This window comes from Cohnella rhizosphaerae (assembly GCF_029525575.1).
In the GTDB taxonomy this organism is placed as follows: Bacteria; Bacillota; Bacilli; order Paenibacillales; family Paenibacillaceae; genus Cohnella; species Cohnella rhizosphaerae.
On the sequence record NZ_JAPDIA010000007.1, the window covers coordinates 194,583 to 220,523 of the forward strand.

The following is a 25,941-nucleotide window of genomic DNA, read 5'->3' on the forward strand; positions in this document are numbered from 1 at the left end:
CGCCTTTCACTGAGTGGTTGTATTTATGCTTTGCCTCGGCGCGTGTAGAGCATGTACGAATAAACGAAGGGAACCAAGGCGCTTATGAGGACGCAGATAATCAGGACGGGCAGAATCCAATCGGAAGGGATGATCCACGCACTTGCAAACATGACGATCCCCGCGATAAACCACAATCTTGCCGATAAACGATGAGTCAGCTTCCAGTTATGCTCATCCGTCAGCGCCCAGGGTGTTTTTATGCCAAAAAAGAAGTTGCTGCGGAGCTGTCCCATCCGATTTCCGATCACGATCCACAGCAGTCCCAGGCCGCCCAACACCAAGTGAAGCGTGGGTACGTTGTAATCTAAGTTCACAAAAATGACGACAAGCAGGATGACTTGGAGGAACAGGCTGACGGCCCAACGCGTCAAGTAATAATAATCATTGAAAAATTTATAATTTTGACGGCGCGGATCGATGGCTCTCAGGAAAGACAGTACGGCAGGAAGAGCTACCGTGACGATGCCGTTGAACAGCCAGAAGAACGACTTCGACATGGCGCCGTCCTGCTCCCCTTGACCATTGAAGTGAGTGCCTACCTCTGCGGGAAGATCATCGTTAAAGACGACAAACATAACGACGAAGATCAGGGCATTGATGCCCAGCAACAGCCAATCCCTGCCGGACCATACATGCTTCTCCTTGGTGTGCTGACGCTCATTCATCGGGAGGCCCTCCTTTGGCTCCGATCAAGCCGAGAAACCAGCCCATGGCTTCCTGCATGACGGACAAATTAATGGAATAGATCATACTCTGGCCTTGCCGCTCATCCTGAACGAGACGGGCCTGCTTCAAGATGCCGAGGTGATGGGAGATGCTGGGCTTGGATATGTCGAAATGACTTGCAATTTCCCCCGCGCTAAGATCCTTGTCTTTAAGCAATTGGAGGATTTTCCTTCGAGTCGGATCGGACAACGCTTTGAAGGTGTCGTTCATGAAATGGCATAACATCCTTTCGTCGATTAAAAATTCGATATTTAGATAAACTTCTAATCAACTTATATTTAGATGATAAGCTAAATATTAATTTAATGCAAGGTACAGTAAAATTTTATCCCTAAAGAGTGGGCTTGCCCCACTCCTTTCCGTTAAGAGGAGGACTATTGTAAATGGTAATGGTAACTGCTTGCGAAAGAATATGAAGGCGGTTACAAGAATTTTATTTTAGGAGGTACATATGCTTACGAGAAAAGTATGGAGTCTTTTACTGGTGCTTGCCATCATCTTTACAAGTTGGATTCCCCAGTCGGTCGGCGCGTCCGATTCCGCCTCTGCGCCGCAGGCCGTCCAGGGATCGGCGATCGTTCAGAGCTACCCGATGCCTTCCATTTATACGGCCTCTCAAGTCTATTCCTTAAAGGCGGGCAGCGAGGCGGTTCCCGTCATCGAATATTTGCCGGAATACGACTACGCGGAGTTTTCTTTCTCCGGAACGGTCAGCATCGAGGTGACGGCGGACGAACCGATCACCTCTTATTCGATCAGCCCGCTGGCCAAGAACATCCAGGGGACGGTCGACGGGAACAAGCTGACGTTTACGCTCTCTTCCTCTACCTATGTCATCGTGGATATCAATGAAGTTCCGGGGGGAAAAGGCGGATGAAAGCGACCCGGCGAAGATCCGGAAGAGACTCGTCATTGCGGCCGACCCGCTTGAGACGGATATCCCCGACGCTTCGGGCCCCGGCGTTTACAACGTGACGGCCGCGCCCTACAATGCGGACAACACAGGGGCCACGATGGCATCGGATGCGATTCAGCAAGCCATCGACGATGCCAATCAAGCCGGGGGAGGCACGGTGTATATTCCGGCCGGCGTCTATCTCTCCGGCAATCTGACCTTAAAAAAGCAACGTCACCTTCTATCTGGCCGGCGGCGCCGTCATTGTCGGCACGGGCAGAGGCGAGGACTACCGCAACGACTTCCGCAAAGATTCCATCTCGGACGGCACTTATTTTATCCGCACGGAAGTCGACTCCGAGAATATCACCATGCGCGGCCGCGGCACCATCGACGGCAAAGGAATCGAGATGCGCAAGCGCAAGATGACGAATCCGCCGTCCACGCACAAAGCGGGGGGAAGGGTTCATCAACAACCTGGTGGTGCCGATGGCGACCAGCCACTTTACGTTCGACGGGTTGATCCTGCGGGATGGCGGCTTCTGGGCATTCCTGGTCGTACGTTCCGACAACGTGACGATTACGAATTATAAAGGCTTCCAGAACCTGCGCGTGCTTGAGGATGACGCGATCGATATCAACGAGAGCCAGAACGTGCTGGTAAAGCATGCCATCGCCATCTCGGACGACGACACCTTCTCCACCAAGACATGGCCGCAGAAAGGCATGTCCAAAGATTGGCCCGGCGCGATCGAAAATTTGGTGAATGTCGTGTTCGACGATTGCCTGGCCTGGACCCGCGCGGGGGCCTTCAAGTTGGGCATGGGCATCTGCGTGCCGCAGATCGGCGTCGTCATTCGCAATTCATACGTATATCAAAGCGCCAGAGCGCTGCTCGTCGATCATGCTTATACGGAAAATCCGCTTCCGGTAGAAGGCTGGGCCAAGGATATTACGTTTGAGAACATCGATATCGAGCGGGTCGGCATTAACCAGTTCGGGAATTATTGGCTTCGGGTCTCTACCAGCACGGCAGGCGACGTCAGCAACGTCCTGCTCAAAAATATCAATGTCCGCCAAACGGGGGGGAGAATCCCCGATTCAGGGAAACCCGGTCAGAGGCGGCATGGTGAACGGGGTCACGTTTACGGATATTTATGTGCGGGGCGCGCTTGCGAAAAGCTTGAGCGACATGAAGGTAGCCGTGAAAAATGAAAATGTGAGCGGCTTGGTCATTGCCAACTCGACGCCGGCCATGTTCAGCGACAACTTCGAGGACGGCGATACCGAGGGATGGACAAGCGTTGCAGGCGGCTGGACGGTGGCGGACGACGCTTCGAACGTCGACGCTCCGAATAAAGCGTTGTCCAGCTGGAATCAGACCAAGACCTCTCTCCTTACCGCCAACGCCGGCGCTTCCTGGTCGGATTACGCCTATGAAGCCAAAGTGAGACTGCCTTTTATCAACGGCGAGGAGAACGCAGGTCTTCTCTTCAGGGTACAGGATGAAAATAACTTCTATATGTACCGGATGAACGCCAAGTCCAAAAAAGATGGAGCTGTACAAATCCGTAGCCGGAACCATGACCCTCGTAGCCGATACGCCCTTCACGCCCGCGAAGCAGTGGTATACGGTCAAAGCGGTCGTCCACGGGAATACGGTCAAAGGCTATGTCGACGGCGAGTTAAAGACAGAATGGACGAATCCGGCAGCGGAATTGACCGCGGGCGGAATCGGCTTCCGCACCACCTCGGCCAAGGTTTTGTTCGACGACGCGCGCGTGTCCGCGATCAATGAAGCGCCGACGGATATTATCCTTTCCCAAGACAGCATCGCCGAAAATACGACTGTAGGAGGCGTTGTCGGAACGTTCTCCACCGTCGATCCCGACGAGCAGGATACGTCCGCTTATGCGCTGGTGGAGGGGGACGGCGATACGGACAACGGCAGCTTCTCGATCGCCGTGTTGGGGAATACGCTGATCGTCCGTTCCGAACCGGATTACGAGACGAAGGACAGCTACAGCATCCGGGTGAGAACGACGGATTCGGGCGGCCTCTATTACGAGAAGCGCTTTACGATTCATATCCTCGACAGGGATGAGACTCCCGTAGATTCGGATCCGAACGCCGTTCTGTACAGCGACGATTTTGAAGACGGGGATACGACCGGCTGGATGTCCTCCGGCGGCACCTGGAATGTCGCGACGGACGTCACGAAGGCGCTCGTCCAGAAGTCGAGCACGACGGCTTTCATTGCGGCCGGCGACGCTTGGACGGATTACGTATTTGAAGCTCAGGTCAAGGTCTCGATTAAGAATGCGAATGCAGGCATTGTTTTCAGAGCGACGGATAACAAGAACTTTTATATGTACCGGCTCAACGCCTCCAACCAAAAGCTGGAGCTGTACAAATGCGTGGACGGCACCATGACCCTCGTATCCAGCACGTCCTTCACGGCTGAGGCGAAGCAATGGTATACGTTAAAAGCGATCGTGCAGGGGAATACGGTAAAGGGTTATGCGGACGGGGAACGGAAGATCGAATGGACCAATCCCGTAAACGAATTGACCGAAGGCCATATCGGCTTCCGAACGACCTCGGCGGATGCCATGTTCGATCAAGTTCTCGTGACGGGCATCGCGCAGGCGCAGTCCGAGCCGCACAAGGCCGATGAATCCAAAAACGCCGTCACCCTCGACCGCAGCAGCGCGGCGGCAGGGCAAACGGTCGTCCTGACGGCCGAGGGGGACAGACAGTCCGCTGACGGCGCCGTTGAGGGAGACGAGAAATTCGTTCCCGCGACCTGGACCTCCACGGAGGCCGGCAAAAACGGCAGCTTTGCCTGGGATGAGGCGGCGGGCGCGTACACCGCCAGCTATACCGTCTCCGAGGTCGGCTCTCATACCGTAACGGCTACTTTTCAGAAGCAAAGCTGGACAGATTCCGCTTGGGTTAACGAAACGACGGCTACTAGATCGGTGACCCTATCCGTCTATGCGCCGACGGACGTCAAAGAGAACCTCCTCGGCGTCAGTCCAAGCCAACTGGTGCTGGGGCAGACCGCCGTCGTGACGGCGGAGGGCTATCATCAGAACGCCGAGCCTTCGATCGTCGGCGAGGAGCGGTATTATCCGATCGCGTGGAGCTCCACGGAAGCGGGCAAGTCGGGGAAGTTTAGCGTCGTCGGACAAGTTTATCAAGCCGATTACACGCCCGCCGGGACAGGCATTTTTACGATCACGGCGACGTATCGGAATCAAGTATGGGACGGGGCGGCATGGAACGACGGCGCAACCGACACTAAAACCGTGGATCTGACGGTCGTTGCCCCACCGACAGACGGGGGCGATGGCGACGGTAACGGGGACGGCGGCGATGGTAGCGGCGATGGGGGGAACGCCTCCTTCGCCTGCACCGGGCACCGGGGGAACAACTACGCCTGCGGAAACGCTGCTCGATATCGGCAAGGCAACGACCGCGCAAGAAAACGGGAAGACCGTCACGACCGTCTCGATCGACCCGGTCAAATGGGAGCAAAAGCTGGCGCAGGGCGGCATGGGCGCCACCATCGTCATCCCGGCGGACTCCCCATCCGACAAGGTTGTGGTTGAATTGACCGGACCGTCGGTGAAGGCGATGGAAGCCAAGGAGGCCGTGCTGCAGATTCGGACGGAGAAGGCCGCCTATACGCTGACCGCGTCGCAAATCGACCTGGATGCCGTGTCGCGGCAGTTGGGGGCGCAGGCTGCCTTGCAGGATATTAAAGTCGGCATCACGATCGCAAAGCCCGCGGATGAAGTCGTCAAGCAAATGCAGGACATTGCCGGGCAGAAAGGGTACCGGATCGTCGCGCAGCCGGTTGCGTTCAAGATTACGGCAAGCAGCGGCAGCGGCGCGGTAGAGATCTCGAGCTTTAACGGCTATGTAGAAAGGTCCCTTCTTCTTGAAGAGGGAGCCGATCCGGGCCGGCTGGCGACGGGCGTCGTTTTCCACGAGGACGGGTCCTTCTCTCCGGTCCCTACCCGGACGGCGGTCGTCGACGGAAAAGCGTACGCCAAGATCAACAGTTTGACCAATAGCATCTATGCGGCCGTATACAGCTCCAAGACCTTTACGGATATCGCTTCGCATTGGGCCAAGGATGCGATCGGCGACCTGGGCGCGAGGCTTGTCGTCGACGGCAGCGGCGACGGGCGGTTCGAACCCGACAGGGAGATGACCCGCGCGGAATTCGCGGCCATTCTCGTCAAGGGACTCGGGATCGCGCGGCCGGGTGCCGGAACGGATGTCTTTGAGGATGTGACCGGCGACAGCTGGTATTACGATGCCGTCGCGCTCGCGCATGCGTACGGAATCATCGACGGGTATGGAGACGGATCATTCGGACCGTCGGACACGATTACCCGCGAGCAGGCCATGACCATGACGGCAAAGGCGATGCAAATCACCGGACTGAAGGATGAGCTGACGAAGGATGAAGCGGAGCTTCTGCTGGCCGGGTTCGAAGATGCCGGCGATGCTTCCGATTATGCCAGAGGCAGCATCGCATCTTCTCTGAAGGCCGGTATCATCTCCGGACGGAACGGAACGACGCTGGCGCCGAAGGATCCGATCACCCGCGCGGAGGTTGCCGTCATCGTTCAGCGGCTTTTGAAGCAATCCGGATTGATCTAGGAAGGACTCGCAAAGCAGCGTTCCTCTCTTTATCGGGAGGGACGCTGCTCTGTTTTTAGCCCCGTCTTACCCGCCTACTTTTTAACGACCGGAACCCAAAATTCGCCGTAGAAAGTACCGTCGCCGCTTGCTTGGCGATAAGTCGCATTCGGACCGCCGATGTAAGCATAGTCGGTGACTTGCGGCAAAACTTCGCCAAATGCACGGTAAGTCAACTGATCGAACAAAGCTTCCTTGTCGCCGGTTCCTGCGACCACGATGTACTCGCTCTCCGGAAACTCGATGATGCGCGTGGCGTCAGCCACCGCTTTGCCGGCTTCCACCGCGAAATAATTCCACGGTTTGCCTTGATAAACCTCGTTGACCGACCATTCCCGATCGTCTTTCGCCGCCGCTTTGAGCTTGCTAAAACGCCCGTCAGCCTTGAGCCCTCCCCAAAACGCCGCTTTTTCCTTTTGCAAAGCCGGCGCGTCTTGGAAATTGGACCGAATGGAAAAGCCGTACGCGGTTAATGTGAATGACTTTTTTATATTCAATGGTGTAATTCGCCATGCGCGTGCTCCTTTGACTGAGGTCAGCCTGCCGATTTTTTTGCACGAAGCCACATTTCGCCGTAAAAGTTACCGTCTTCAGCCGCTTTGACGAAAGTGGCGTTGCCGGGGCCGACGTATTTGTAGTCCGTGATTTCTTGCAGCAGGCCGCCGAAAACTTTCCCTGTTATCTCGTCGGCGAGCGCGTCTTGGTCGGCGCCTGTGCCAGGCACCACGAGGTAGTCGCCGGCGAGGAAGTCGAGGACGACCGCGTCTTCCACGTCGTATTCGCCCATCGCGCCGAAGCCGCGCCAAGCCTTGCCGTCGAGGACGTAATTGATTTGATACGCTTGCCCGTCGGCGAGCGCGAGAAGCTCGGCAAGCTTGCCGTTTTCGGTAATTTCGGCTTTTTTCGCTGCCGTTTTAGCCGCATTGCCTGCCCAGTCGTTGTAGTCTTCCAGTATAACGCCGAAGCCAGTCATTTTGTAGTTTTCCGGGATGGATTGGATGGTGTAGTGAGACATTTTAATCGCTCCTTGGCGGTTTATTTCTTACAAGATCGATCCTATTGGCTATATGTATCAAAAAGAGATACCTTTTACGGCGTTTCTGATACAATAAAACCATGAAAAAAAACAGAACGAGTGAACCTGATCATGCGCTTCATCAACAACCGCGCGCGTTTTACGATTGCCGAGATTCAGCGGGAGTTCAAGATTTCCCGTGCGACGGCGATCCGCGACATGAACGAGATTCAGGCGATGGGCTTTCCGCTGACGACCGAGCTGGGGCGCGGAGGCGGCTACAATGTCCTGCAAAATCAGTACCTGCCCACTGTCCGATTTACGCCGGAAGAGCTGAAGGCCATTTTTATCAGCTTTATCGCCTCGAAAAATTCGCAGCTGCCTTATTTGCAAAATCGCCGCTCCATTACTGAAAAGCTCATCGGCATCGCGTCGCAAACCCAGCACGACGAGCTGATCGAGCTTAATCAGCTCTTGCTTTTTGAAAATACGAATCCGGCGAATCCGAATCTTCTGGAGCTCGACGATGCGGCGCCTGCGGAGTTGAACCAGTTGATTTCGCTTGCTGCGCGGGATAAGCACTTGCGCTTGACGTATGAGCCGAGTCCCGGCTGGCCGCAGTTGATGGACGTGTATGTGCTTCATATTTTGAACGCGAACGCGCATTGGCTGGTCGAGGTTTATGATCTCGATACGGACGCGTTTCGTTATTTGCCCGTCGAGATGCTGCGGGACTCTGCCATTTCCGAACAGAAGCTCATGCGGTCCGAGCAAGAGATTTTAAGCCAAAAACGGCTTGGCGCCCGTGAATCCAATCTGGTAGTCAAGCTTGATGCGACCGGGATTCAGCGCTTTAAGCGATTGCATCCGCCGGGGATTATTTTGTCCTTTACCGGAATGTTCCAGTCGAGCGGGATTTTTAACGTCCAACTGGATGTGACCGATGAAGAGACGCTGACGTACTACGCGGATTGGCTTTTGTTCTTGGGGAAAGGAGTCGCGTTTGAACGGATTCCCGATGAGCTGCGTTCGATTCTGGAAGAGCGGTTAAGGGGGAAGTGCGGACATTTTAACTAAATACACGCCAGGACGTTAAGCCTAAATAACTAAGGAGAGACGATAACGGCACGGCATGCCGCTAACCCCCTCGAGTCCCGATCGCCGGGGACGATAACCATACCTCTATTACACCGGCTGCCCGGCGGGCGGGCGATTCGAATCTCCCGCCCCGACCAAGCCTACAGTGAATGCGCCTACCGAGCTTACGAGCGGCCTCCGGCCTCATGCGCGCCGTGCACCGAGCTCGCCTCTTCTACCTTTTTTTGCCGCATATGCTCCTTATGGCGCTCGCCCCACAGGTGCATGGCGACGATAACCGGCTCCAGCGTTCTGCCGTAGTCCGTCACCGAGTACTCGACCTTCGGCGGAACCTGCGGGTAGACGACGCGCTTTACGATATCCTGTTCTTCAAGCTCCCTCAGCAGGCCCGTCAGGATTTTCTGCGTAATGCCGGGGACGAGCGCCCGCAGCTCGTTGAATCGTTTCGTCCCGCCGGTGAACAGATGGAACAAGATGTCGCCATTCCATTTGCCGGCAAAAATGTCGACGGCTTCAGCCGCGTGGCACTGCTCAGTCGATGCCATGCCGCCACCTCCTCAGTTTCCAAAAGCATACTAAGCCACCTTAAAGTGCGTTCTTCCCAGCGACACGATCTTGTTCCATAATAACAACTGTGCTTGTAAAATCACAGTATAAATTTCTTACAACGAATGGGGAGGAAAATAAGATGGCAAATGTACTGTTTGTTAAAGCAAACGACCGCCCGGCGGATCAAGCCGCAAGCGTAAAATTATACGACGCATTCCTGACCGCCTATAAGGAGACGCATCCGTCCGACACGATTACCGAGTTGGATCTGTTCGCGGAAAATCTTCCGTATTACGGCAACACGACGATCACCGGTTTGTACAAGCTGAGCCAAGGCTTCGAGCCGACGGCTGAAGAACGGCAGGCGGCAGAGATCTCGAGCCGTTATCTGGAGCAGTTCCTGGCCGCCGACAAAGTCGTGCTGGCGTTCCCGCTCTGGAACTTCACCGTGCCGGCGCCTCTGATTACGTATGCCTCCTATTTGTCGCAGACGGGGAAGACGTTCAAATACACGGCCGAGGGTCCCGTCGGCTTGGCCGGCGACAAGAAGGTCATGCTGCTCGCGGCGCGGGGCGGCGACTACTCCAACGAAGTGATGGCTCCGTTCGAGATGGCCGTTAATTATGTCAAAGTCATTCTCGGCTTCTGGGGCATTACGCAGCCCGAGTCCGTGATCGTAGAAGGCCACAACCAGTTCCAGGACCGCGCCGCCGACATCGTCGCAGCCGGTATCAAAGAAGCAGCCACAAAAGCGGCTGCGTTCTAAAGGAAGGCTTTTCGATTCGAGACGGACGGACGCAAAGGAATTCATCGACTCCCCGGGGGGGCGCATACGCCCGCTCCCGGGGGAGTTTGCATGGATTGTAGCACGTCTTTCTGCATTAACGCCTTCAGCTTCTGGTCAAAGACCAGGCCCTGCATCAGCTTTGACTTCGCCAGGCAAAGTCCTCTCCTTTCCGATTATTCCCGTGCGGCGGCAAGAATATAAACAAAATCTCAACCGCATTTGCGTTTAGCTGACGGCAGCGGTATACTGGCTTTGTTATTGATCAATCACTATCTTTTGGAGGATCATGCGTTGGCTAAATCCAATTTTACTTCCGTTAATCGCAAGGCGGAGATTGTTTCCGCGGCGATCGAGGTATTCGCCGAAGTCGGCTATTACCGTGCTACGACGGCACAGGTGGCACAGCGGGCGAACATTTCACAACCTTACGTTTTCAAGTTTTTCTCGACAAAGGAGCTTTTGCTGCTCGGCGCGTTGGAAGCCTCTTGGTCCAGAGTAATTCAATCGTTCCGTCAGGTGATAGAGCAAACGTCGCCGGATTTGTTGGAGGCTACGCTGATCCAGGAATACGAGAACATTCAGGCGATGCACCATAACGAGATTTTATTGCAGATGCAGGCGCAGACAATTCAGGAGGAAGCGATCCGGCAGTCGATGAGGAACGGCTTTAAGGAAGTTCGCGAAATGGTGCTCGCCGCATTCCAGGAGGCCGGTGTCGACAAAGCCGAGGAGCGAACGATGCTGTTTCTCGCGCGAGGCTTGCTGTGCAACGTCGCTGTGGCGCTAAGTATGCCCGAATTAATGAAGAGATGAGGAGAGGCGGTTTTTATTTCAAAATTGGTTATTGACCAATCACTCACAAATCGTTATAGTCAAATTGCAGATTAGTGATTGATCAATCACTAATGGAAAGAAATCTGAATAGATTCCATTGGGCAAAGGTGCTCGTCATCTGGCGCGCAAAATGAGTGACTAATCAATCACAATGCGAAAGAGGTCGAGTGGGATGATGATGATAACGAAGGCAATGGTCATTGGAGCAACCGGCGGAACGGGTGCCGCGATCACGGAAGAGCTGGTTAGACGCGGGATCGACACGATTGCGTTCGGGCGTTCACGTCACAAATTAGAGCAATTCGCGAGTCGGCTAGGCAACCCGGTACATCTGTCTGTTGCCGTTGGGGACGCTATGCGACCGGACGATATCGCTTCTCAAGCAGGCGGAGCGGACGTGTGGTTCCATTGCGCGAATGTTCCGTACCACGAGATGTCGAGCAAGCTGATTCCGCTGGGCGAGTCGGTGATGGAGGCGGCGGACCGCCTGGCTGCCCGAGTCGTTGCGATTGACGGAATCTATCCTTACGGAAGGAGACAATCGAACCCCGTAACCGAGGAGCATCCGAAAGCGCCGCATACGCGAAAAGGCAAAGTTCGGTTGGACTTCGAGCGGATGTTGTTCAGCAAGCGGTGGAAAAAGGCCAAGGTTGCGATCGCACGCTTGCCGGATTATTACGGACCTACCGCTAACGAAGCTTCTTATTTGGGCTCGACGCTCGAAGCGATCGCGGCGGGCAAGATGGCTTTTTATATCGGGAATATGCATATTCCCCGTGAATTCGTCTACCTGCCGGACGCGGCCCCCATGATCGTCGAGTTGGCCGGTAGAGACTTAGCCTACGGCCAAAATTGGCATATCCCGGGTGCCGGATTAATCGCTGGGCGAGACATCGTGAAGATCGCGCAATCGGCAAGCGGCAGCGCCAAATCGGTTATTCCGTTAAAGAAACTGGGCTTGTCCCTGCTCGGAATCGGCTTGCCTGTGATGAGGGAAGTGGTGGAGATGCTTTACTTAACCGAAGAGCCTCTGACGCTTAGCCGAGACAAGTACGAGCAGTCGATCGGCCCGGTCAAAGCAACGCCGTTCCAGGAAGGGATCACTTCAACGATAAGAGCGCTGCAGAAGAGGAAATAACTAACGGGTTGACGGAAATGTTCTGTATTCGAATATCAATATAATGAATAAGCCGGTGGCCTTGCACATCCCGATCCCCAGTGTGGTTAAGATCGTTGGGGTTAATGTGGCGCCGGTCAATTCCTCCAACGCATACAAGCTAGCCGACAGATAATGAAATGAGCGATTGGCACCTGTGGGGGGTGCCTTTTTTAAGTTTGGAGGAAAAAGCAGAAAGCTTGAGGAAAGGCCAACATCTTTTTTTGCAATAGCCGCAACAATTAGTCCGCTTTGTTAGAGACAGGCGACCAATTTGCCGCCGCGCGCGTACGTCTAACCGCGGGCCGGAATAAGGTATCTCATGTACGTGTACATGTTCCGTTTTCTCATGCACGGCTCGCAGTTGGGCTTCACGGCCCCGAATTTTCATTCAGACGGGGGCTGCCGCGATGGATCCCAAGAGAATCTGTTTTATCGTCGACGTGGATAACGAAGAGCAGAAACGGAAGTCCTTGTCCGCCATTCAAGCGCTCGCCATGCCCGAGGACATGGAGCTGGACATCATCCTTGTCGACGTCGGCGCTGGCGCCGCGCCGGTATACAACGAGGCCATGAAGGCCTCCGACGCCAAATACAAAGTATATGTGCAGCGGAATGCCCGGATCGTGAACCCAAACTTTATTGTCGACGCGGTGGCGCTCTTTCGGTCCCATGCCCGGCTCGGTCTGATCGGTATGGCCGGCGCAGATCAACTGCCGGCGAGCGGCAGCTGGCAGGATGCCGCGCACAAATACGGCAAAATGTACGAAAACCGGGACGGCACCATGGCGCCGGTCGTTTACGGAGAGGTGGACGCCGATTATCGCCGGGTCGCCGCCGTGGATGGCCTGCTCATGGCTACGCAGTACGATGTGCCGTGGCAGGCGGAGCCTTGCGGGGGACGGCAGTCCTGCGGCCCGTCGCAGGCGTTGGCGTTCATGAAGGCGGGGTACGAGGCCGGGGTGCCGTCGCAGGCGTACCCTTGGTGCGTACGGGAGGGCGGCATGCATACGGATTCATCGCGTGTCGAGCCGAATTCCCCGCTGCTGTCGATCGCCATTCCCACGTATAACCGCGCGGATATTTTGGAGCAGTGCCTGGCGTCTATTTATTCGCAGATCGGCGACGACGCGAATTTCGAAGTCGTCGTGTCGAACAACGCTTCGACGGATCATACGGAGCGGGTCGCATTGGCGTTCGCAAGCCGATACCCGACGATGAGGTACAGCAGGACCGGCGAGAATATCGGCGCCGACCGGAATGTCGTCCGCGTCCTGCAGGAGGCGTCGGGCCGATTCGTCCTGCTGCACGGCGACGACGATTACTTTATCGCGGGCACGCTGTACGACATTCTCCATGTGGCCGACCGGCACAGGAGCTGCGGCATGCTGTTCTTGAACGTGCTGGCCGAGCCGCAGGCGCCCCGGCGCTTTACGGGCATGGACAGCTACTTGAGGGAAGCGTCGATCCATGCCACGTTCATCTCTTCCCTGGTCTTCAACAGGAAGCAGCTTGCCGGAATCCCCGATCCGCTGCGGTTCGCGGGAAGCTTGTTGAACCAGCTTCATCTCCAGTACAGCGTATTGGAGCAGAACCCCGAATTCTGCGTTCGTTACGGGCCTGTCTTCTACCCTTCCGCCAGCATCAGCGAATACAGCTACGCAGAGGTCTTCATCAAAAACTACCTGCGTATTATATCCGACTTCATCGGCAGGGGATTGACGAGCGAGGCGGTGTCCGCCGACAAGTTCAACATTTTGGGCCGTCATCTATTCCCGCAGTTCCAATATATTCGCCGGAGCGGCCTGACGCAGTTCGAGCCGGAGAAGTTCGTGGACGTTTTTATTGAACAATATGCCGGCGAGCCGTACTTCGAGGAGGCTTACCGCGTTTTGCTTGACTTAATGAAGCAGGACTGACGGGGACTGTATTTTATACGCAAAAGGATGAGGGTCCATGAAGGTTGTGATACTGGCGGGCGGGCTCGGCACGAGAATCAGCGAGGAATCCCATCTGCGGCCGAAGCCCATGGTCGAGATCGGGGGCAGGCCGCTGCTATGGCATATCATGAAGATCTACTCCCACTACGGCTATCAGGACTTTATTATTTGCCTGGGCTACAAGGGATATTGCATCAAGGAATATTTCGCCCACTATTTTTTGCATGAATCGGACGTCACCTTTGACTTCACGAACGCCAATCATCAAGTCATCCATCACCATGACGCCGAGCCGTGGCGCGTCACGCTGGTCAATACGGGGCTGGATACGATGACCGGGGGGGAGAGTGAGGCGCATCCGGCCCTATATCGGCGACGAGACGTTCATGCTGACGTACGGCGACGGCGTCGGCGACGTCGACATCGGGGAGCTGGCGCGGTTCCACAAGAGCCATGGGCGGCTGGCGACGGTAACGGCGGTGCAGCCCGGCGGCCGATTCGGCTCGCTCCGGCTGGGGGAGGACCGCGTCGTGCAAGGGTTCATCGAGAAGCCCAGAGGCGATCATGCCTGGGTGAACGGCGGATTTTTTGTTTTGGAGCCGGGGGGTTTTCGATCTCCTGGGCGGCGACGATACGGCGTTCGAGACCGGACCGCTCGAGACGTTAGCCGCGAGCCGGCAGCTGATGGCCTACCGGCACTCCGGCTTCTGGCAGCCGATGGATACGCTGAGGGACAAGAATCATCTGGAGCAATTGTGGAAATCGGGCGCGGCCCCATGGAGGCGCTGGGCATGATCGACATCGACGCGGCGTTTTGGAGCGGGCGGAAGGTGTTCGTGACCGGCCATACCGGATTCAAGGGCTCCTGGCTGTGCCTCTGGCTGCGCGCCCTCGGGGCGGAGGTCACGGGCTACGGCCGGATGCCGCCGGCCGGGCCGTCGCTGTTCGAGCTGGCGCGGATCGGCCGTACGATGACCTCGGTCATCGGAGACGTCAGAGATCCGGAGGGTCTCGCCGGCGCCATGCGGCGCGCGGCGCCAGAGGTCGTCCTTCATCTGGCGGCCCAGCCGCTCGTCCGGACTTCCTACAGGCAGCCCGTCGAGACGTATGCCACCAACGTCATGGGCACGGTCCACCTGCTCGAGGCCGTGCGCGCGTGCGGCTCCGTCAGGGCGGTCGTGATCGTCACGACGGATAAATGCTACGAGAACGACGAGCGGGATACCGGATATGCGGAGCACGACCGGCTGGGCGGGCGCGACCCGTATTCGAGCAGCAAGGCCTGCGCGGAGCTGGTGGCGGCCGCGTACCGAAGCTCCTATTTTCATCCGGCGCACGATACGAGCCATGGCGCGGCCGTGGCCACCGCCAGGTCCGGCAACGTCATCGGAGGCGGGGACTGGGCGCAGGACCGGCTCGTGCCGGACTGCCTGGATGCCCTGCTGAACGGCGAGCGGATCCGCCTCCGCAGTCCGGGCGCCATACGCCCCTGGCAGCATGTGCTCGAGCCGCTCGGCGGCTATTTGCTGCTTGCGCAGCGCCTTTTCCGGGGAGGGATCCGCATTTGCGGAAGCCTGGAACTTCGGTCCGGCGGAGCGGGATATGAAGCCGGTATCCGAGCTGGTCGAGACACTGTGCGGGATGTGGGACGGCGCGGCCGGCTATGCGCCGGACGACGGAGACGGGAACCGTCCGCACGAAGCGCATGTGCTGAAGCTCATCTGCACGAAAGCGACGGCAAGGCTGGGCTGGCGGCCGAAGTGGGACCTCGATACGGCCCTCGGCAAAGTCGTGGAGTGGGCGCGCGCGTACAGGGACGGCGAGGACGCGGCGAAGCTATGCCTGGCGCAGATTGAACAATACGGCCGACACGGGACGACGAGGCGAGGGGGAAGGACATGGATAACGAAGAGGCCGCTCTGAGGCAGCAAGTGTTCGAAGCCGTCAAAAAAGCATTATGCGGTCAAGCACCGGAGGAAGCCGTATAAGCCCGGCGACGCCATCTCCTACGGGGGCCGCGTGTTCGACGAGAAGGATGTCCTCAACCTGGTCGATTCCGCGCTGGATTTCTGGCTCACGTCCGGCAAATATACGGCCGAATTCGAGAAGCGGTTCGCCCGTTTTTTAGGCGTGAAGTATTGCCTGACGACGAATTCGGGCTCCTCCGCCAATTTGCTGGCTTTTATGGCCCTCACCTCGCCCAAGCTAGGCGAACGGAGAATCCGCCGGGGAGACGAGGTCATCACCGTGGCCGCAGGGTTCCCGACGACGATCGCGCCCGCGATTCAGTTCGGAGCCGTCCCGGTATTCGTCGACGTCGAGATCCCTTCTTACAATGTAGATTGCTCGATGCTGGAACGGGCCGTGTCCGACCGGACCAAGGCGGTGATCATCGCCCATGCGCTCGGCAATCCGTTCGATCTGCGGCAGGTCAAGCGATTCTGCGACGCGCACGGCCTATGGCTGATCGAGGACAATTGCGACGCGCTCGGCTCCCGGTACCTGTACGATTCGGTCTGGCGGTATACGGGCACGGTCGGCCATATCGGCACGTCCAGCTTCTATCCGCCCCATCATATGACGATGGGCGAGGGCGGCGCCGTCTATACGAACGATCCGCTGCTCAAGCGGCTGCTGGAGTCGTTCCGCGATTGGGGGCGCGATTGCTGGTGCGCCTCCGGCTGCGACAACACCTGCAGGCGGCGGTTCGGCCAGCAGTTCGGCGAGCTGCCGTTCGGATACGATCACAAGTACGTATACGCCCACTTGGGCTATAACCTGAAAATCACCGATATGCAGGCCGCCGTAGGCTGCGCCCAGCTGGAGAAGCTGCCCGGATTCATCGCCGCCAGAAGACGCAACTGGGAGCTGCTGCGCGCGGGCCTCGCCCCGCTGTCGGACGTATTCGTCCTGCCCGAGGCCGCGGACCATGCCGAGCCCAGCTGGTTCGGATTTGTCCTGACGCTGTCCGATGCCGCGCCGTTCAGCCGCGCGGAGCTCGTCGCGCATCTGGAATCGAAAGGCATCCAGACCCGGATGCTGTTCGCCGGGAATCTGATCAAGCATCCCTGCTTCGACGAGCTGAGGGCCGGCGGCGGCGGATTCCGGACGATCGGCGACCTGCCCCGTTCGAACCGGATCATGGAGCGCACCTTCTGGTTAGGCGTGTATCCGGGACTGACGGAGACGATGATCGCGCATACGGTCCAGTGCATCCGGCAGTTCTGCGCGGATCGCCGGCAGCGTGATCCGCTATGAATCGGCTGCCCGAGGACGACTTTGCGTCGCTGCTTCCTTATATTCCGGAGCCGGAGGCATGGCGGGGGACCGCGTGGTTCATCACCGGCGGCACCGGCATGCTGGGCTCGTATGTGCTCCGGTTCCTCGGCTGGCTCAACGAGACGCGGCTCGACCGGACCATGAGCGTCACGGCGGTGCATCGAGGCGAGCTCGGGCCGGACCATCCGAACATCGGGTGCCTGTGGGATCGCCCCTGCATTCGGTTCGTGCGGATGGATCTCCGGGAGACGCGTCATCTCGACCTGGACGGGTACGACTACGTGATCCACGCCGCCTCCAACGCGGCGCCTGCCTCTTATATGGACGATCCGATCGGGACGATCAACAGCAATGCGGCGGCGCTGCAGGCGATGCTGGAGGGCTGCAAGGGCAAGGCGCGGTTACAGAAATTCGTATTCGTAAGCTCCGGGGAAATATACGGCGACCCGGATGCCGGCCATGTGCCGACCGGCGAATCGTATATCGGCGCTACCGATCACTTGAGCCCGCGGTCTTGTTACGTCGAGTCCAAGCGGTTCGGGGAGACGCTCTGCGCGGCTTACGCGCGAGTCCATCGGATCCCGATCACCGTCGTAAGGCCGGTTCACATTTTCGGACCGGGGTTCAGGCCGCGCGACGGCCGGGCTTGGGCGGACTTTATCGGGAAAGCGGCCGACGGCCGGGATATCGACATTTGGAGCGACGGCACGGCGCGCCGCGGCTTTTGCTATTTGGCCGATGCCCTGTCGCAGCTGTTCGCCGTCGTGCAGAAGGGGGGCGCCGGGGGAGGCGTACAACATCGGCAGCGACGAGTCCGTATCGATCAAGGACTTCGCCGGCATGGTCGCGGCTTGCGCGGAGCAGCCCGTGCAGGTGCATATTCGCAACCGTCTGCCGGATTATATGATCGGCAGCCCGCGCATCTCGTGCCCGGCCATAGCGAAGGTATCGGCGTTGTCTCCCCCGCTGAAGACGCCGCTTGCCGTAGGCATCCGCAAAACGATGGACTGGTACCGGGCGCAGTATGTCTCCCGCGGTCAGGAAAGCGAGGGTGAATCACGATGACGGATCAGGTCTATGCGGCGATCAAGCGCTGCCGCGCCTGCCGCAGCGAGCGGTTGACGGAGTTGCTCCGCCTGCGCGATGTTCCCGCAGCGGGGGATCTACGCCGAAGAGAACGAGAGGCTCGATATCAGACTGCCGCTGACGCTCGCGCATTGTTCCTCGTGCGGACTGGTTCAGCTGAGAGAGACGATCGGTCCGGAAATATACCGTCACTACAGCTTTGCCGGCGGCACGTCGGCGTCCTACCAAGCCTATCTGGACCGGCTGGCCAAGCAAATCGTCGTCGAGTACGAGCTGCGCGAAAAAAGAGTGTACGAGGTAGGCGCGGGGGGACGGTACCTTCCTAAAATGCCTGGCGGAGCACGGGGACAACGAAGCCGCCGGCATCGAGCCTTCGCAGAAACTGTGCGCTGCCGCGGCGGAAAAAGGCGTTCAGGTACGGCAGGGCTACTTCAACGCGGCGTCTGTCGCGGATGCCCGGCCGGAGCCGTACGACTGCGTCGTCGTCCGGCATGTCCTCGAGCACATCGACGACCTCCACGATATGATAACGTCCCTGCGGTTCATTCTCAAGGAAGACGGCGTACTGCTCGTCGAGGTGCCGAGCTTGGAGAAGACGGTGGAGAACCGCAGCTACTCCAATCTGTTTCACGAGCATCTGAATTATTTCTCCGTTCCGGTATTAAGCCGGCTTTTCGGGCGATACGGGTTTACCGTGGATCGCGGTCGGTTCGTCGATATCCACGGGGGCTCCATTCTCATGCTGTTCAGGCTTGGGCATGCATCGGCCGAGCCGATCGCCACGACCGGCGGACCGGTCGCGGCGGCTGCGGCTGCCGATCCGGAGCCGGTCCGCGCGTTTGCGGCCGATGCACCGCGTTATTTCGCGCGCGTGCGCGAGCGAATCGCATCGCTGGCGTCCGGCGGGAAGGTCGTGCACGGGTACGGAGCCTCGCACCGGACCTTTGCCCTGCTGGGCGGCGCGGGGCTGGACGAACGCCAGGTGCCGGTCATCTACGACGTCAATCCGTTTTTGCGCCGCAAGAGGCTGAACGGAATCGGGTCTCTGGTGCTGTCCGCCGACGGGCTGCAGCAGGCTTCGGATCATCCGGACGCCATCGTCATTCTCGCCCTCTCCTATCAGGCGGAGCTCGTTCGTCTTTTAAGGGATCAGTACGGCTATGCGGGCGACATCGTGACGCTCGGCGCGGAGGTGAACCTTCCATGAGCCAGGCGGTTAACATCCGGAAGGCGCTTGTGCGCATGATGCACAGCTCCGGTTCTTCGCATATCGGCACATGCCTGTCGATGGTGGACATCTTATACGTGCTTTACTTCCGCATCCTGCGGATCGAACCCGGGGAGCCGAAGAAGCCCGACCGGGACAAATTCATATTAAGCAAGGGACATGGCAGCGCGGCCTTGTACGCCACGCTTGCGGAGCGGGGCTTTTTTTGCGGCGGACGTGCTGGACGGATATTACGTGGACGGCGGATCGCTCCCCGGCCATCTCGACAAGGATGCGGTCCCCGGCATCGAAGCATCGGCAGGCTCTCTCGGGCACGGGCTGTCGATCGGGCTCGGGATGGCGCTCGCCAACCGCCAGACGGGGAACCCGGGGCGCGTCTACGTGCTCGTCGGAGACGGGGAGTGCAACGAGGGGAGCATCTGGGAGGCCGCGATGCTGGCTGCTCATCTGCGGCTCGGCGGGCTGACCGTCATCGTCGACTTCAACAAGCTTCAAGGCTTCGGCAGAACGAACGAGGTGATCGACCAGTCGAACCTGTCGGACCGGTGGCGGGTATTCGGCTGGGAAGCGCACGAGGTCGACGGTCATGACGCCGATGAACTGGAGCGGGTCCTCCGACTGCCTCAGACAGGCCCCAAGGCGATTATCGCCCACACGGTCAAGGGCAAGGGCGTATCGTTCATGGAGGATCGGCTGGAGTGGCATTACCGATCGCCGGACGACGCGCAGAAGTCGCTTGCGATCTCGGAGCTCGAGGGACGCGTATGAGGAGCACGTTTATCCGGGAGCTTCTTTCGCAGGCGGCCGTCGACGATCGCGTTTTCCTCATTACGCCGGATATGGGCTTCTCGGTGCTGGAGCCGTTCGCCGCCCGGTACCCGGACCGCTTCCTGAATGCCGGCATCGCCGAGCAGAATGCCGCCGGCATCGCGGCCGGGCTGGCACTGTCGGGGAAAATCGTCTATGTGTACAGCATCATTCCCTTTATCACGATGCGGTGCTTCGAGCAGGTCAGAGTCGATATCGCCTATATGAACACGAACGTCAGGCTGATCGGCGTCGGAGCCGGCCTAAGCTACGGTCCCGCGGGAGCGACGCATCATGCGATCGAGGATATCGCCGTCATGAGGGCCCTGCCCAACATGACCGTATGCTGTCCGGGAGATCCCGTCGAGACGAGGGAGCTGATCAGGCGCAGCTTCGCGCACGACGGGCCGATGTACTTCCGGCTGGGCAAGAACGGCGAGCCCCGTATTCATGCGGATGAACGCACGATCCCGATCGGAGAGGCCGTCACGGTGGCGGAGGGCACGGACATGGCCTGCTTCGTCACCAGCACGATGCTCGAGCCGGCCTGCCGATGGGTCCGGGAGTGGCAGCGGGCGGGGAAGTCGGTGCTGCTGGCCAGCTTCCCGACGGTCAAGCCGCTCGATGTCCCGTACATTCAACGCGTGATCGACAGCGGCATGCCGATCCTGACCGTCGAAGAGCACAGCGTCATCGGGGGGACTCGGCAGCGCCGTGGCCGAGGTCGTCGCGGAATACGGGAAGGCGGTCTCCTTCAGACGCGTCGGGATTCCCGACCGGTATTCGCATGTCGTGGGCAGCCAGGATTTTCTCCGGACCCGGATGGGCGTGGTGAGGCCCGAGTGAGCGCCTGAGCGCTCGCCGTACTTTTCCTTGCGTGGGAACGTACTGCCGTTGTATTTTGATATGGCGCCGGAGGCGTCGGTGCCACGCCTGGGCCGGCGCGCCCATTCCCGTCCTTATCGAGCATCTGGCGGGGCTCACCCCCAAGCAGGCCGGTTGGGGCGATGTGAATTTTGCGGCACAGCTTCCACAAGGGATGAAGCCCTTCCGGATTCAGTTTACGGTACCGACAGGACGGATAACGATTAACTACGACGGGGAAAGAGCGAGCTATGATCTAGCGTAAATAAGCATGACAAGGAAGTGGAAGGCCATGAACAAGACCGAGCGCATGCTGGCCATCGTCATCGAGCTGCAGCGCAAAGGGGTGCTCCGGGCCGAGGATCTGGCCGGCCGGTTCGAGACGAGCGTCCGCACGATTTATCGCGACATGCAAGCGATCAGCGAGATGGGCGTTCCGGTAACCGGCGCGCCGGGCATAGGCTACTCCCTGATGGCGGGCTACTTCCTTCCCCCCGGTCAGCTTCACGGCGGAGGAAGCGACGGCGCTGCTCGTCGGGGCGGACTTCGTCGAGATGAGGCTGGACGCGGCGTACGGCGCGAACGCCCGCAGCGCGCAAGAGAAGATCGAGGCTATTTTACCGGAGCGCGTACGCGAGGACACCGCCCGGCTGCGATCGGCGATCCGGCTGATGAACGATCGAACGGGGGGGGTGCGCGCGGAGAGGAAAAGGAAACGTTCGAGCGGCTGCGCCGGGCGATCGTGCAGAAGCGCAAGATTCGTTTCCGCTATTCCAAGCACCTGCCGGGACCGGACGGCCATCGTCACAGCGAGCGGACCGCCGACCCTTACGGGCTCGTTTTTTCCCAAGGGGCGTGGGTGCTTGTCGCGTTCTGCGAGTTGAGGGGCGACGTTCGCCACTTTCGGCTGTCCCGCATGAATGAGCTTGTCGTCCTAGACGCGCCGTTCGAAGTCCTGCCCGGCTTTAACCTTCAGGACCGGCGGCCCGCGGACGACCGCAACGTCATCGTGCGGATGCTGGTCGATCCGGCCGTCGCGGACCTCGTGCAGGGCGCGGACAACTTCTATATGGAATCGTTCGAGCCGGGGGGAGGAAGGTTGGCTGGCGACGTTCCGCGTCCGGCGGATCGAGGAGCTGCTTCAGTGGACGCTCGGCTGGGGCGCGGCGGTGCGCGTGCTGGAGCCTGCGTCGCTGCGGGACCGCATGCGCGCGGAAATCGAGAGCATGCGAAAAAGGTACTGACACGCTTGTGTCAGGAGCGATGTCGTATGCTGGAGCCAACTCAGACAAAGGAGTGGTTCCGGCCATGAATACGAAGGAAACGCTGCGCCAATTCGAAGAGACGGTGAACGGCTATTTGCGGGAATTGGAGGGCTTCAGCCTCGAGCAGCTGCTATGGAAGCCGGCGGAGGATGAATGGTCGCTTGGCCAGATGCATATGCATCTGATCCGCTCGGCACAATTCATGCATCTGCGGAATGTCGGGCTGTGCCTGACGCCGAATGGCGCCCCGGCAGGGTCGCCAACGGGGAAGACCGAGCAGGGGGAGGCGATGTTCAGGACGGGCAGCTTCCCGCCGGAGCGCATTCAGGTTCCGCCATCGCCGCAGTACACGCCGCCGCAGCCGGAGAGCAAGGAACAGATCGTAGACGGGCTGCGCGAGACGGTGAGCCGGATGACCGGGATCGAGCCGATGGTGGCGGCCGTTTTTGAACCGGTTGCCCGCGACGACTCGGAGCCGGGCAAGGACGCGGCATTCGAGCTGGCGCAAAATACGGTCGCTCACCCGCGGCTCGGCGGCTTGAATGCGCTCGAGTGGTTCCGGCTGGTCGAGATGCACTACCGCCACCATCTGCTGCAGAAAAAGCGGCTGGTCAACGCCTGGAGGCAAGCGAGGGCATGAGGTTGTGCAGGCCGCCGACGCCTCGAAGCGGGCTTCGAGTGGGTGCAGCGCGCCAGCGGTCAGATCCCGAACGTCCGATTGAGAATACGATCGAACATTTTATCGGACAAGACCTTCCGCATGAATAATACGGGTCGCGCGTTGCCTGCCACATATCGTGTTTTTGGCTTTTTTTGCGCGGATCGCTTCGGCTACCAATCGCGCGATCCGATCGGGAGGATACACCCCGCTCGATTTTTCAAGCTTTTCGAAGGTGCGTACAAAAGCATCGGCGATCTTGCGGTATGCGGTGTTTCCCGACGTTTTTTGTACATGCTGCAGGACAACCTCGGACCATTCGCTTGCCGTAGCGCCCGGCTCAATAATAACGACGTCTATGCCGAACGGCTTGACTTCCAGACGCAGACAATCGGAGAATCCCTCCAGCGCATGCTTGGCGGCATGGTACCAGGCGCCGAGCAGCGTATAAACCTTGCCGCCGGCGGACGAAGTATTGATGATCTTCCCCGATCCCTGCCGTCTCATCACGGGCAGAACCAATTGCGTCAGACGGCTCAATCCAAAAAAGGTTTACTTCGAATTGGCGCCTTGCTTCCTCCAGCGGCACGTCTTCGACCGATCCGTAGGCGCCATAGCCGGCATTGTTGAACAGGACGTCGATGCGGCCTTGCTCCTGCATAATTCGGTCGACCCCTTGAACCATGGACATGTCGTCGGTGACATCCATCGCGATGATCCGCGCGCCTTGGGATTCGATGTCCTTCATCTGCTCGACGCGTCTGGCAGCGCCGTATACGATGAACCCTTCCCGTAAAAGCAGTTCCACGGTGGCTTTGCCGATGCCTGCCGATGCCCCTGTGACCAATACGACCTGCTGGTTTTTCATGTGCGTGCTCCTCCCTTTATGAATCATCCGACTGGACGCAGCAAATGTAAGCCCCCTCATTAAGTAACGTGACGTCACGTTATTTAATGATATTATAAGTCGCCGGTTAAGGTTGCGCAAGCGTTGTATGCTATACTTTTGGCGAAGGGGGGCACTATCGATGGAGTTTGATCGCGTTAGAAATGACGAGCAACGAAAAATCAGAATAGAGCAGATTAAAAATGCGGCGATCAAGCTGCTGGATACAGAGGAATTCCATAAAATCGACCTGGCCAAAATCGCGAACGAAACGACCTTTACGCGCGGGAATTTATATAAATATATCGCTTCGAAAGAAGAAATTTATCTTTGGGTCGCGCTCGATGAATTCGCGGATTGGCTTCATGATATCCGCCAGACCTTTGACACGGAGAGAACGCGAGATATTCAAAATTTTTCGCGTCAGTGGGCACAAGTTTTGGATCGACATCCAAGGTTTTTAAAGCTTATTTCGATGCTTTTTACGATGATTGAGCGGAACGTATCGCTCGAAAAGCTGGTAGATTTCAAAAAAGAAATACCTTCATATCATGTCCGGGGCCAATGACGTGCTTCAAATCGTTTTTCCCGCTTGGGACGATCGAACGATCGAAAAATTTTTCCAGCTGCAATCCTATTATGTGATCGGGCTGTTCCCCTATACATCTCCGGCACCGATCCAAAAACAAGCGATGGCGCAAGCCGGCATCCCTTATGAGTCGTTTGACTTTGTTGACGATGTCTCCGAATTCGTGGCCTATACGGCCGAATATTTGAATACGAGGCTGAACGATGACGTAAACGACTAAAAACAGAGGGTATCGCACGCAGAACCGCCGCATGGTAGCGGAAAAGGTATCAACGTCTCCCTGCGCGCTAGACAATACAATGCCTGCAAAGCGGATCCTATGGAAAAACAGTCGGACCGGGTTACCGGCCCGACTGCTGCCGTATCTGGAGACGCCGATTCGCATCAGCGCCAAAAGGTAATGTCCTCGCCGGGCAAGCGCACGGATTCGTGCCCCGGTTCTTTTGCTTTTCCGATCGACAGAATCATGACCGGCACGTACCGTTCGTCGTCCAGACCGAATGCGCGAACGACCTGATCGCGTTCAAAGCCGCCTATCGGGTTCGTATCGTATCCATGCGCGCGGGCGACCAGCATAAGCTGCATGGCAAACAAGCTGGCATCGACTTTGGCGATCTCGATCTTTAATTCTCGCGGCAATTGGGGGGAACATGGTCATGATTTGTCCGACCTGCTTGTCACGTACGTCGCCGGGCATTTTCCCTGCTTCCACAGCAGCATTATAAATTTTTTCTACGTACAATTCACTCTGCGTATCCCCCAATATAATGAGCATCGCCGCAGAAGTATCGTTTTGTCGCGTATTAAACTGTACGAGAGGCCGAAGCGTGCGCTTCCCTTCAGCGGAATGAACGACGATCACCCGCCACGGCTGCATGTTCGCGGAGGAAGGCGCCAAGCTTGCTTCCTCGATGATCGCTTGCAACGCTTCCTTCGCAATTTTGACGTTCTCATCGTAAAGCTTCACGGACCGCCGCCCGGTCACGATGTCGGTAAAATCGTTATTCTTGATTGGCTCCGGCATGTCGTCTCTCCTTCGATACAACCAGTTATTTTGACAATGGCGATGTCTCTGGTTATCCTGTACGTGAGTATGAACTATGAACCTTGGTTTATAGCAAGAGCCAATTTCGATAAGCCGGGAAGGGATTGGATATGAGAGCGAACGAGGTTTCCAGACGGACGGCGCTGCCCGTTTCCACGCTGCGATTTTACGAACGCAAGCAGTTGATCCCGGAGACGTTTATTTCAAGAGATGAAAATAACTATCGCGTTTACGATGAAGAAGTGGTTCAGTATTTGCAGGACGTGAGGATGCTGCTTACGTTAGGTTTTACGATTGAGGAACTACTCGTGCTTGTAAGCGAAAGTTCCCCTGCAGCGAAAACAGCCCTGGTTAGGGACAAAATCACGTATATCCAAGAGCTGGAGGCAAAATTGGAAGCATCCAAAAACTTCTTGAACGATGTATTGGCGGGCAAGGCGAATTTTCAGACGCGATGCCGCGCCGCGCATTAAACG

The 25,941-nt window shown here is 57.9% G+C and carries 25 protein-coding genes and 6 pseudogenes; 23 read left to right on the forward strand and 8 right to left on the reverse strand.

Features of this window, described 5'->3' with window-relative positions; all coding sequences use genetic code 11:
• Window positions 1-23 precede the first annotated feature (23 nt).
• Together OMP40_RS18660 and OMP40_RS18665 are read right to left on the reverse strand one after the other, a co-directional pair.
• Window positions 24-707: an SdpI family protein gene (locus tag OMP40_RS18660; RefSeq protein ID WP_277533657.1), complete on the reverse strand. Its 684-nt coding sequence runs from the start codon at window positions 705-707 to the stop codon at window positions 24-26.
• Window positions 700-978 carry an autorepressor SdpR family transcription factor gene (locus OMP40_RS18665; RefSeq protein ID WP_277533658.1) on the reverse strand — a complete coding sequence of 93 codons (279 nt, stop codon included), beginning with the start codon at window positions 976-978 and terminating at the stop codon, window positions 700-702. The genes OMP40_RS18660 and OMP40_RS18665 overlap by 8 nt, the downstream gene beginning before the upstream one ends.
• A gap of 241 nt (window positions 979-1,219) precedes the next feature.
• Here OMP40_RS18665 and OMP40_RS18670 point away from each other — a divergent pair, with 241 nt between their 5' ends.
• From OMP40_RS18670 to OMP40_RS18690, 5 genes are all read left to right on the forward strand, one after another.
• Window positions 1,220-1,645 carry a hypothetical protein gene (locus OMP40_RS18670; protein WP_277533659.1) on the forward strand — a complete coding sequence of 142 codons (426 nt, stop codon included), beginning with the start codon at window positions 1,220-1,222 and terminating at the stop codon, window positions 1,643-1,645.
• A 136-nt stretch (window positions 1,646-1,781) separates the two neighbouring features.
• Window positions 1,782-2,186: a hypothetical protein gene (locus OMP40_RS18675; RefSeq protein ID WP_277534886.1), complete on the forward strand. Its 405-nt coding sequence runs from the start codon at window positions 1,782-1,784 to the stop codon at window positions 2,184-2,186.
• The gene (locus tag OMP40_RS18680; protein ID WP_277533660.1) at window positions 2,153-2,878 is read left to right on the forward strand and encodes a glycoside hydrolase family protein; all 726 of its coding nucleotides are present in this window, start codon (window positions 2,153-2,155) and stop codon (window positions 2,876-2,878) included. Before OMP40_RS18675 ends, OMP40_RS18680 begins: the two co-directional genes overlap by 34 nt.
• 338 nt (window positions 2,879-3,216) lie before the next feature.
• Window positions 3,217-5,277, forward strand: coding sequence for a family 16 glycoside hydrolase (locus OMP40_RS18685; RefSeq protein WP_277533661.1), 2,061 nt, complete (start codon window positions 3,217-3,219; stop codon window positions 5,275-5,277).
• Window positions 5,222-6,340, forward strand: a complete 1,119-nt coding sequence (locus tag OMP40_RS18690; protein ID WP_277533662.1) for an S-layer homology domain-containing protein — start codon at window positions 5,222-5,224, stop codon at window positions 6,338-6,340. Before OMP40_RS18685 ends, OMP40_RS18690 begins: the two co-directional genes overlap by 56 nt.
• Before the next feature lie 74 nt (window positions 6,341-6,414).
• On the opposite strand, the gene OMP40_RS18695 is transcribed toward OMP40_RS18690, so the two are convergent.
• The gene (locus OMP40_RS18695) at window positions 6,415-6,945 is read right to left on the reverse strand and encodes a GyrI-like domain-containing protein (RefSeq protein ID WP_277533663.1); all 531 of its coding nucleotides are present in this window, start codon (window positions 6,943-6,945) and stop codon (window positions 6,415-6,417) included.
• Window positions 6,915-7,394 (reverse strand): hypothetical protein, encoded by a 480-nt coding sequence (locus tag OMP40_RS18700; RefSeq protein WP_277533664.1) that lies wholly within the window; start codon window positions 7,392-7,394, stop codon window positions 6,915-6,917. Before OMP40_RS18700 ends, OMP40_RS18695 begins: the two co-directional genes overlap by 31 nt.
• 132 nt (window positions 7,395-7,526) lie before the next feature.
• On the opposite strand from OMP40_RS18700, the gene OMP40_RS18705 reads away from it, so the two are divergent.
• A complete protein-coding gene (locus OMP40_RS18705; protein ID WP_420871999.1) occupies window positions 7,527-8,471 on the forward strand; it encodes a helix-turn-helix transcriptional regulator in 945 nt (314 codons plus the stop codon).
• A gap of 185 nt (window positions 8,472-8,656) precedes the next feature.
• On the opposite strand, the gene OMP40_RS18710 is transcribed toward OMP40_RS18705, so the two are convergent.
• Complete coding sequence (locus OMP40_RS18710) at window positions 8,657-9,037, reverse strand: winged helix-turn-helix transcriptional regulator (protein WP_277533666.1); 381 nt, start codon at window positions 9,035-9,037, stop codon at window positions 8,657-8,659.
• An 80-nt stretch (window positions 9,038-9,117) separates the two neighbouring features.
• Here OMP40_RS18710 and OMP40_RS18715 point away from each other — a divergent pair, with 80 nt between their 5' ends.
• The 14 genes and pseudogenes from OMP40_RS18715 (at window position 9,118) to OMP40_RS18780 (ending at window position 22,927) form a co-directional block, all read left to right on the forward strand.
• Window positions 9,118-9,807 carry an FMN-dependent NADH-azoreductase gene (locus OMP40_RS18715; RefSeq protein ID WP_338131214.1) on the forward strand — a complete coding sequence of 230 codons (690 nt, stop codon included), beginning with the start codon at window positions 9,118-9,120 and terminating at the stop codon, window positions 9,805-9,807.
• Window positions 9,808-10,119: 312 nt separating this feature from the next.
• Entirely contained in the window at window positions 10,120-10,641 is a 522-nt protein-coding gene (locus tag OMP40_RS18720; RefSeq protein WP_277534887.1) for a TetR/AcrR family transcriptional regulator, read from the forward strand.
• Between the two features lie 196 nt (window positions 10,642-10,837).
• Complete coding sequence (locus OMP40_RS18725; protein ID WP_277534889.1) at window positions 10,838-11,800, forward strand: NAD(P)H-binding protein; 963 nt, start codon at window positions 10,838-10,840, stop codon at window positions 11,798-11,800.
• 428 nt (window positions 11,801-12,228) lie between these two features.
• Complete coding sequence (locus OMP40_RS18730; RefSeq protein ID WP_277533668.1) at window positions 12,229-13,737, forward strand: glycosyltransferase; 1,509 nt, start codon at window positions 12,229-12,231, stop codon at window positions 13,735-13,737.
• A gap of 37 nt (window positions 13,738-13,774) precedes the next feature.
• Window positions 13,775-14,553: pseudogene (gene rfbF / locus OMP40_RS18735) on the forward strand (glucose-1-phosphate cytidylyltransferase).
• Window positions 14,535-15,614: a CDP-glucose 4,6-dehydratase gene (gene rfbG, locus OMP40_RS18740; RefSeq protein ID WP_338131180.1), complete on the forward strand. Its 1,080-nt coding sequence runs from the start codon at window positions 14,535-14,537 to the stop codon at window positions 15,612-15,614. Before rfbF ends, rfbG begins: the two are co-directional and overlap by 19 nt.
• 100 nt (window positions 15,615-15,714) lie before the next feature.
• A pseudogene (rfbH, locus tag OMP40_RS18745) lies at window positions 15,715-17,016 on the forward strand (lipopolysaccharide biosynthesis protein RfbH); the annotation flags it as partial.
• The gene (locus tag OMP40_RS18750) at window positions 17,013-18,092 is read left to right on the forward strand and encodes an NAD-dependent epimerase/dehydratase family protein (protein WP_277533669.1); all 1,080 of its coding nucleotides are present in this window, start codon (window positions 17,013-17,015) and stop codon (window positions 18,090-18,092) included. The pseudogene rfbH and the gene OMP40_RS18750, both read left to right, overlap by 4 nt.
• Before the next feature lie 395 nt (window positions 18,093-18,487).
• Window positions 18,488-19,330, forward strand: a complete 843-nt coding sequence (locus tag OMP40_RS18755) for a class I SAM-dependent methyltransferase (RefSeq protein WP_277534890.1) — start codon at window positions 18,488-18,490, stop codon at window positions 19,328-19,330.
• Between the two features lie 38 nt (window positions 19,331-19,368).
• A pseudogene (locus tag OMP40_RS18760) lies at window positions 19,369-19,494 on the forward strand (transketolase); the annotation flags it as partial.
• Window positions 19,495-19,567: 73 nt separating this feature from the next.
• Entirely contained in the window at window positions 19,568-20,119 is a 552-nt protein-coding gene (locus OMP40_RS18765) for a thiamine pyrophosphate-dependent enzyme (protein WP_277533670.1), read from the forward strand.
• Window positions 20,116-21,012 carry a transketolase family protein gene (locus OMP40_RS18770; protein ID WP_277533671.1) on the forward strand — a complete coding sequence of 299 codons (897 nt, stop codon included), beginning with the start codon at window positions 20,116-20,118 and terminating at the stop codon, window positions 21,010-21,012. Before OMP40_RS18765 ends, OMP40_RS18770 begins: the two co-directional genes overlap by 4 nt.
• 302 nt (window positions 21,013-21,314) lie before the next feature.
• Window positions 21,315-22,266 (forward strand): annotated as a pseudogene (locus tag OMP40_RS18775) (helix-turn-helix transcriptional regulator).
• Between the two features lie 64 nt (window positions 22,267-22,330).
• A complete protein-coding gene (locus OMP40_RS18780) occupies window positions 22,331-22,927 on the forward strand; it encodes a DinB family protein (RefSeq protein WP_277533672.1) in 597 nt (198 codons plus the stop codon).
• A gap of 99 nt (window positions 22,928-23,026) precedes the next feature.
• On the opposite strand, the gene OMP40_RS18785 is transcribed toward OMP40_RS18780, so the two are convergent.
• Window positions 23,027-23,452: an SDR family NAD(P)-dependent oxidoreductase gene (locus OMP40_RS18785; protein ID WP_277533673.1), complete on the reverse strand. Its 426-nt coding sequence runs from the start codon at window positions 23,450-23,452 to the stop codon at window positions 23,027-23,029.
• A 97-nt stretch (window positions 23,453-23,549) separates the two neighbouring features.
• Window positions 23,550-23,873: pseudogene (locus OMP40_RS18790) on the reverse strand (SDR family NAD(P)-dependent oxidoreductase); the annotation flags it as partial.
• Between the two features lie 100 nt (window positions 23,874-23,973).
• Between OMP40_RS18790 and OMP40_RS18795 the strand changes: the two are divergent.
• Together OMP40_RS18795 and OMP40_RS18800 are read left to right on the forward strand one after the other, a co-directional pair.
• Window positions 23,974-24,399, forward strand: coding sequence for a hypothetical protein (locus tag OMP40_RS18795; protein ID WP_277533674.1), 426 nt, complete (start codon window positions 23,974-23,976; stop codon window positions 24,397-24,399).
• A 1-nt stretch (window position 24,400) separates the two neighbouring features.
• Window positions 24,401-24,640: a hypothetical protein gene (locus tag OMP40_RS18800; protein WP_277533675.1), complete on the forward strand. Its 240-nt coding sequence runs from the start codon at window positions 24,401-24,403 to the stop codon at window positions 24,638-24,640.
• A 164-nt stretch (window positions 24,641-24,804) separates the two neighbouring features.
• Here the strand turns inward: OMP40_RS18800 and OMP40_RS18805 are convergent.
• Window positions 24,805-25,444: pseudogene (locus tag OMP40_RS18805) on the reverse strand (nitroreductase family protein).
• A 131-nt stretch (window positions 25,445-25,575) separates the two neighbouring features.
• Here OMP40_RS18805 and OMP40_RS18810 point away from each other — a divergent pair.
• Window positions 25,576-25,938, forward strand: coding sequence for a MerR family transcriptional regulator (locus OMP40_RS18810; protein ID WP_277533676.1), 363 nt, complete (start codon window positions 25,576-25,578; stop codon window positions 25,936-25,938).
• Window positions 25,939-25,941: the final 3 nt, after the last annotated feature.

Bases quoted from the DNA above. Each gene is read 5' to 3' on its own strand.
- OMP40_RS18670 (WP_277533659.1), top strand. From the start codon at position 1,220: ATGCTTACGAGAAAAGTATGGAGTCTTTTACTGGTGCTTGCCATCATC.
- OMP40_RS18785 (WP_277533673.1), bottom strand. From the start codon at position 23,452: ATGAGACGGCAGGGATCGGGGAAGATCATCAATACTTCGTCCGCCGGC.
- OMP40_RS18725 (WP_277534889.1), top strand. From the start codon at position 10,838: ATGATGATAACGAAGGCAATGGTCATTGGAGCAACCGGCGGAACGGGT.
- OMP40_RS18685 (WP_277533661.1), top strand. From the start codon at position 3,217: ATGGAGCTGTACAAATCCGTAGCCGGAACCATGACCCTCGTAGCCGAT.
- OMP40_RS18795 (WP_277533674.1), top strand. From the start codon at position 23,974: ATGGAGTTTGATCGCGTTAGAAATGACGAGCAACGAAAAATCAGAATA.
- OMP40_RS18770 (WP_277533671.1), top strand. From the start codon at position 20,116: ATGAGGAGCACGTTTATCCGGGAGCTTCTTTCGCAGGCGGCCGTCGAC.
- OMP40_RS18710 (WP_277533666.1), bottom strand. From the start codon at position 9,037: ATGGCATCGACTGAGCAGTGCCACGCGGCTGAAGCCGTCGACATTTTT.
- OMP40_RS18730 (WP_277533668.1), top strand. From the start codon at position 12,229: ATGGATCCCAAGAGAATCTGTTTTATCGTCGACGTGGATAACGAAGAG.
- OMP40_RS18675 (WP_277534886.1), top strand. From the start codon at position 1,782: ATGGCATCGGATGCGATTCAGCAAGCCATCGACGATGCCAATCAAGCC.
- OMP40_RS18660 (WP_277533657.1), bottom strand. From the start codon at position 707: ATGAATGAGCGTCAGCACACCAAGGAGAAGCATGTATGGTCCGGCAGG.
- rfbG (WP_338131180.1), top strand. From the start codon at position 14,535: ATGGAGGCGCTGGGCATGATCGACATCGACGCGGCGTTTTGGAGCGGG.
- OMP40_RS18665 (WP_277533658.1), bottom strand. From the start codon at position 978: ATGAACGACACCTTCAAAGCGTTGTCCGATCCGACTCGAAGGAAAATC.
- OMP40_RS18705 (WP_420871999.1), top strand. From the start codon at position 7,527: ATGCGCTTCATCAACAACCGCGCGCGTTTTACGATTGCCGAGATTCAG.
- OMP40_RS18750 (WP_277533669.1), top strand. From the start codon at position 17,013: ATGAATCGGCTGCCCGAGGACGACTTTGCGTCGCTGCTTCCTTATATT.
- OMP40_RS18780 (WP_277533672.1), top strand. From the start codon at position 22,331: ATGAATACGAAGGAAACGCTGCGCCAATTCGAAGAGACGGTGAACGGC.
- OMP40_RS18810 (WP_277533676.1), top strand. From the start codon at position 25,576: ATGAGAGCGAACGAGGTTTCCAGACGGACGGCGCTGCCCGTTTCCACG.
- OMP40_RS18680 (WP_277533660.1), top strand. From the start codon at position 2,153: ATGGCGACCAGCCACTTTACGTTCGACGGGTTGATCCTGCGGGATGGC.
- OMP40_RS18690 (WP_277533662.1), top strand. From the start codon at position 5,222: ATGGGCGCCACCATCGTCATCCCGGCGGACTCCCCATCCGACAAGGTT.
- OMP40_RS18700 (WP_277533664.1), bottom strand. From the start codon at position 7,394: ATGTCTCACTACACCATCCAATCCATCCCGGAAAACTACAAAATGACT.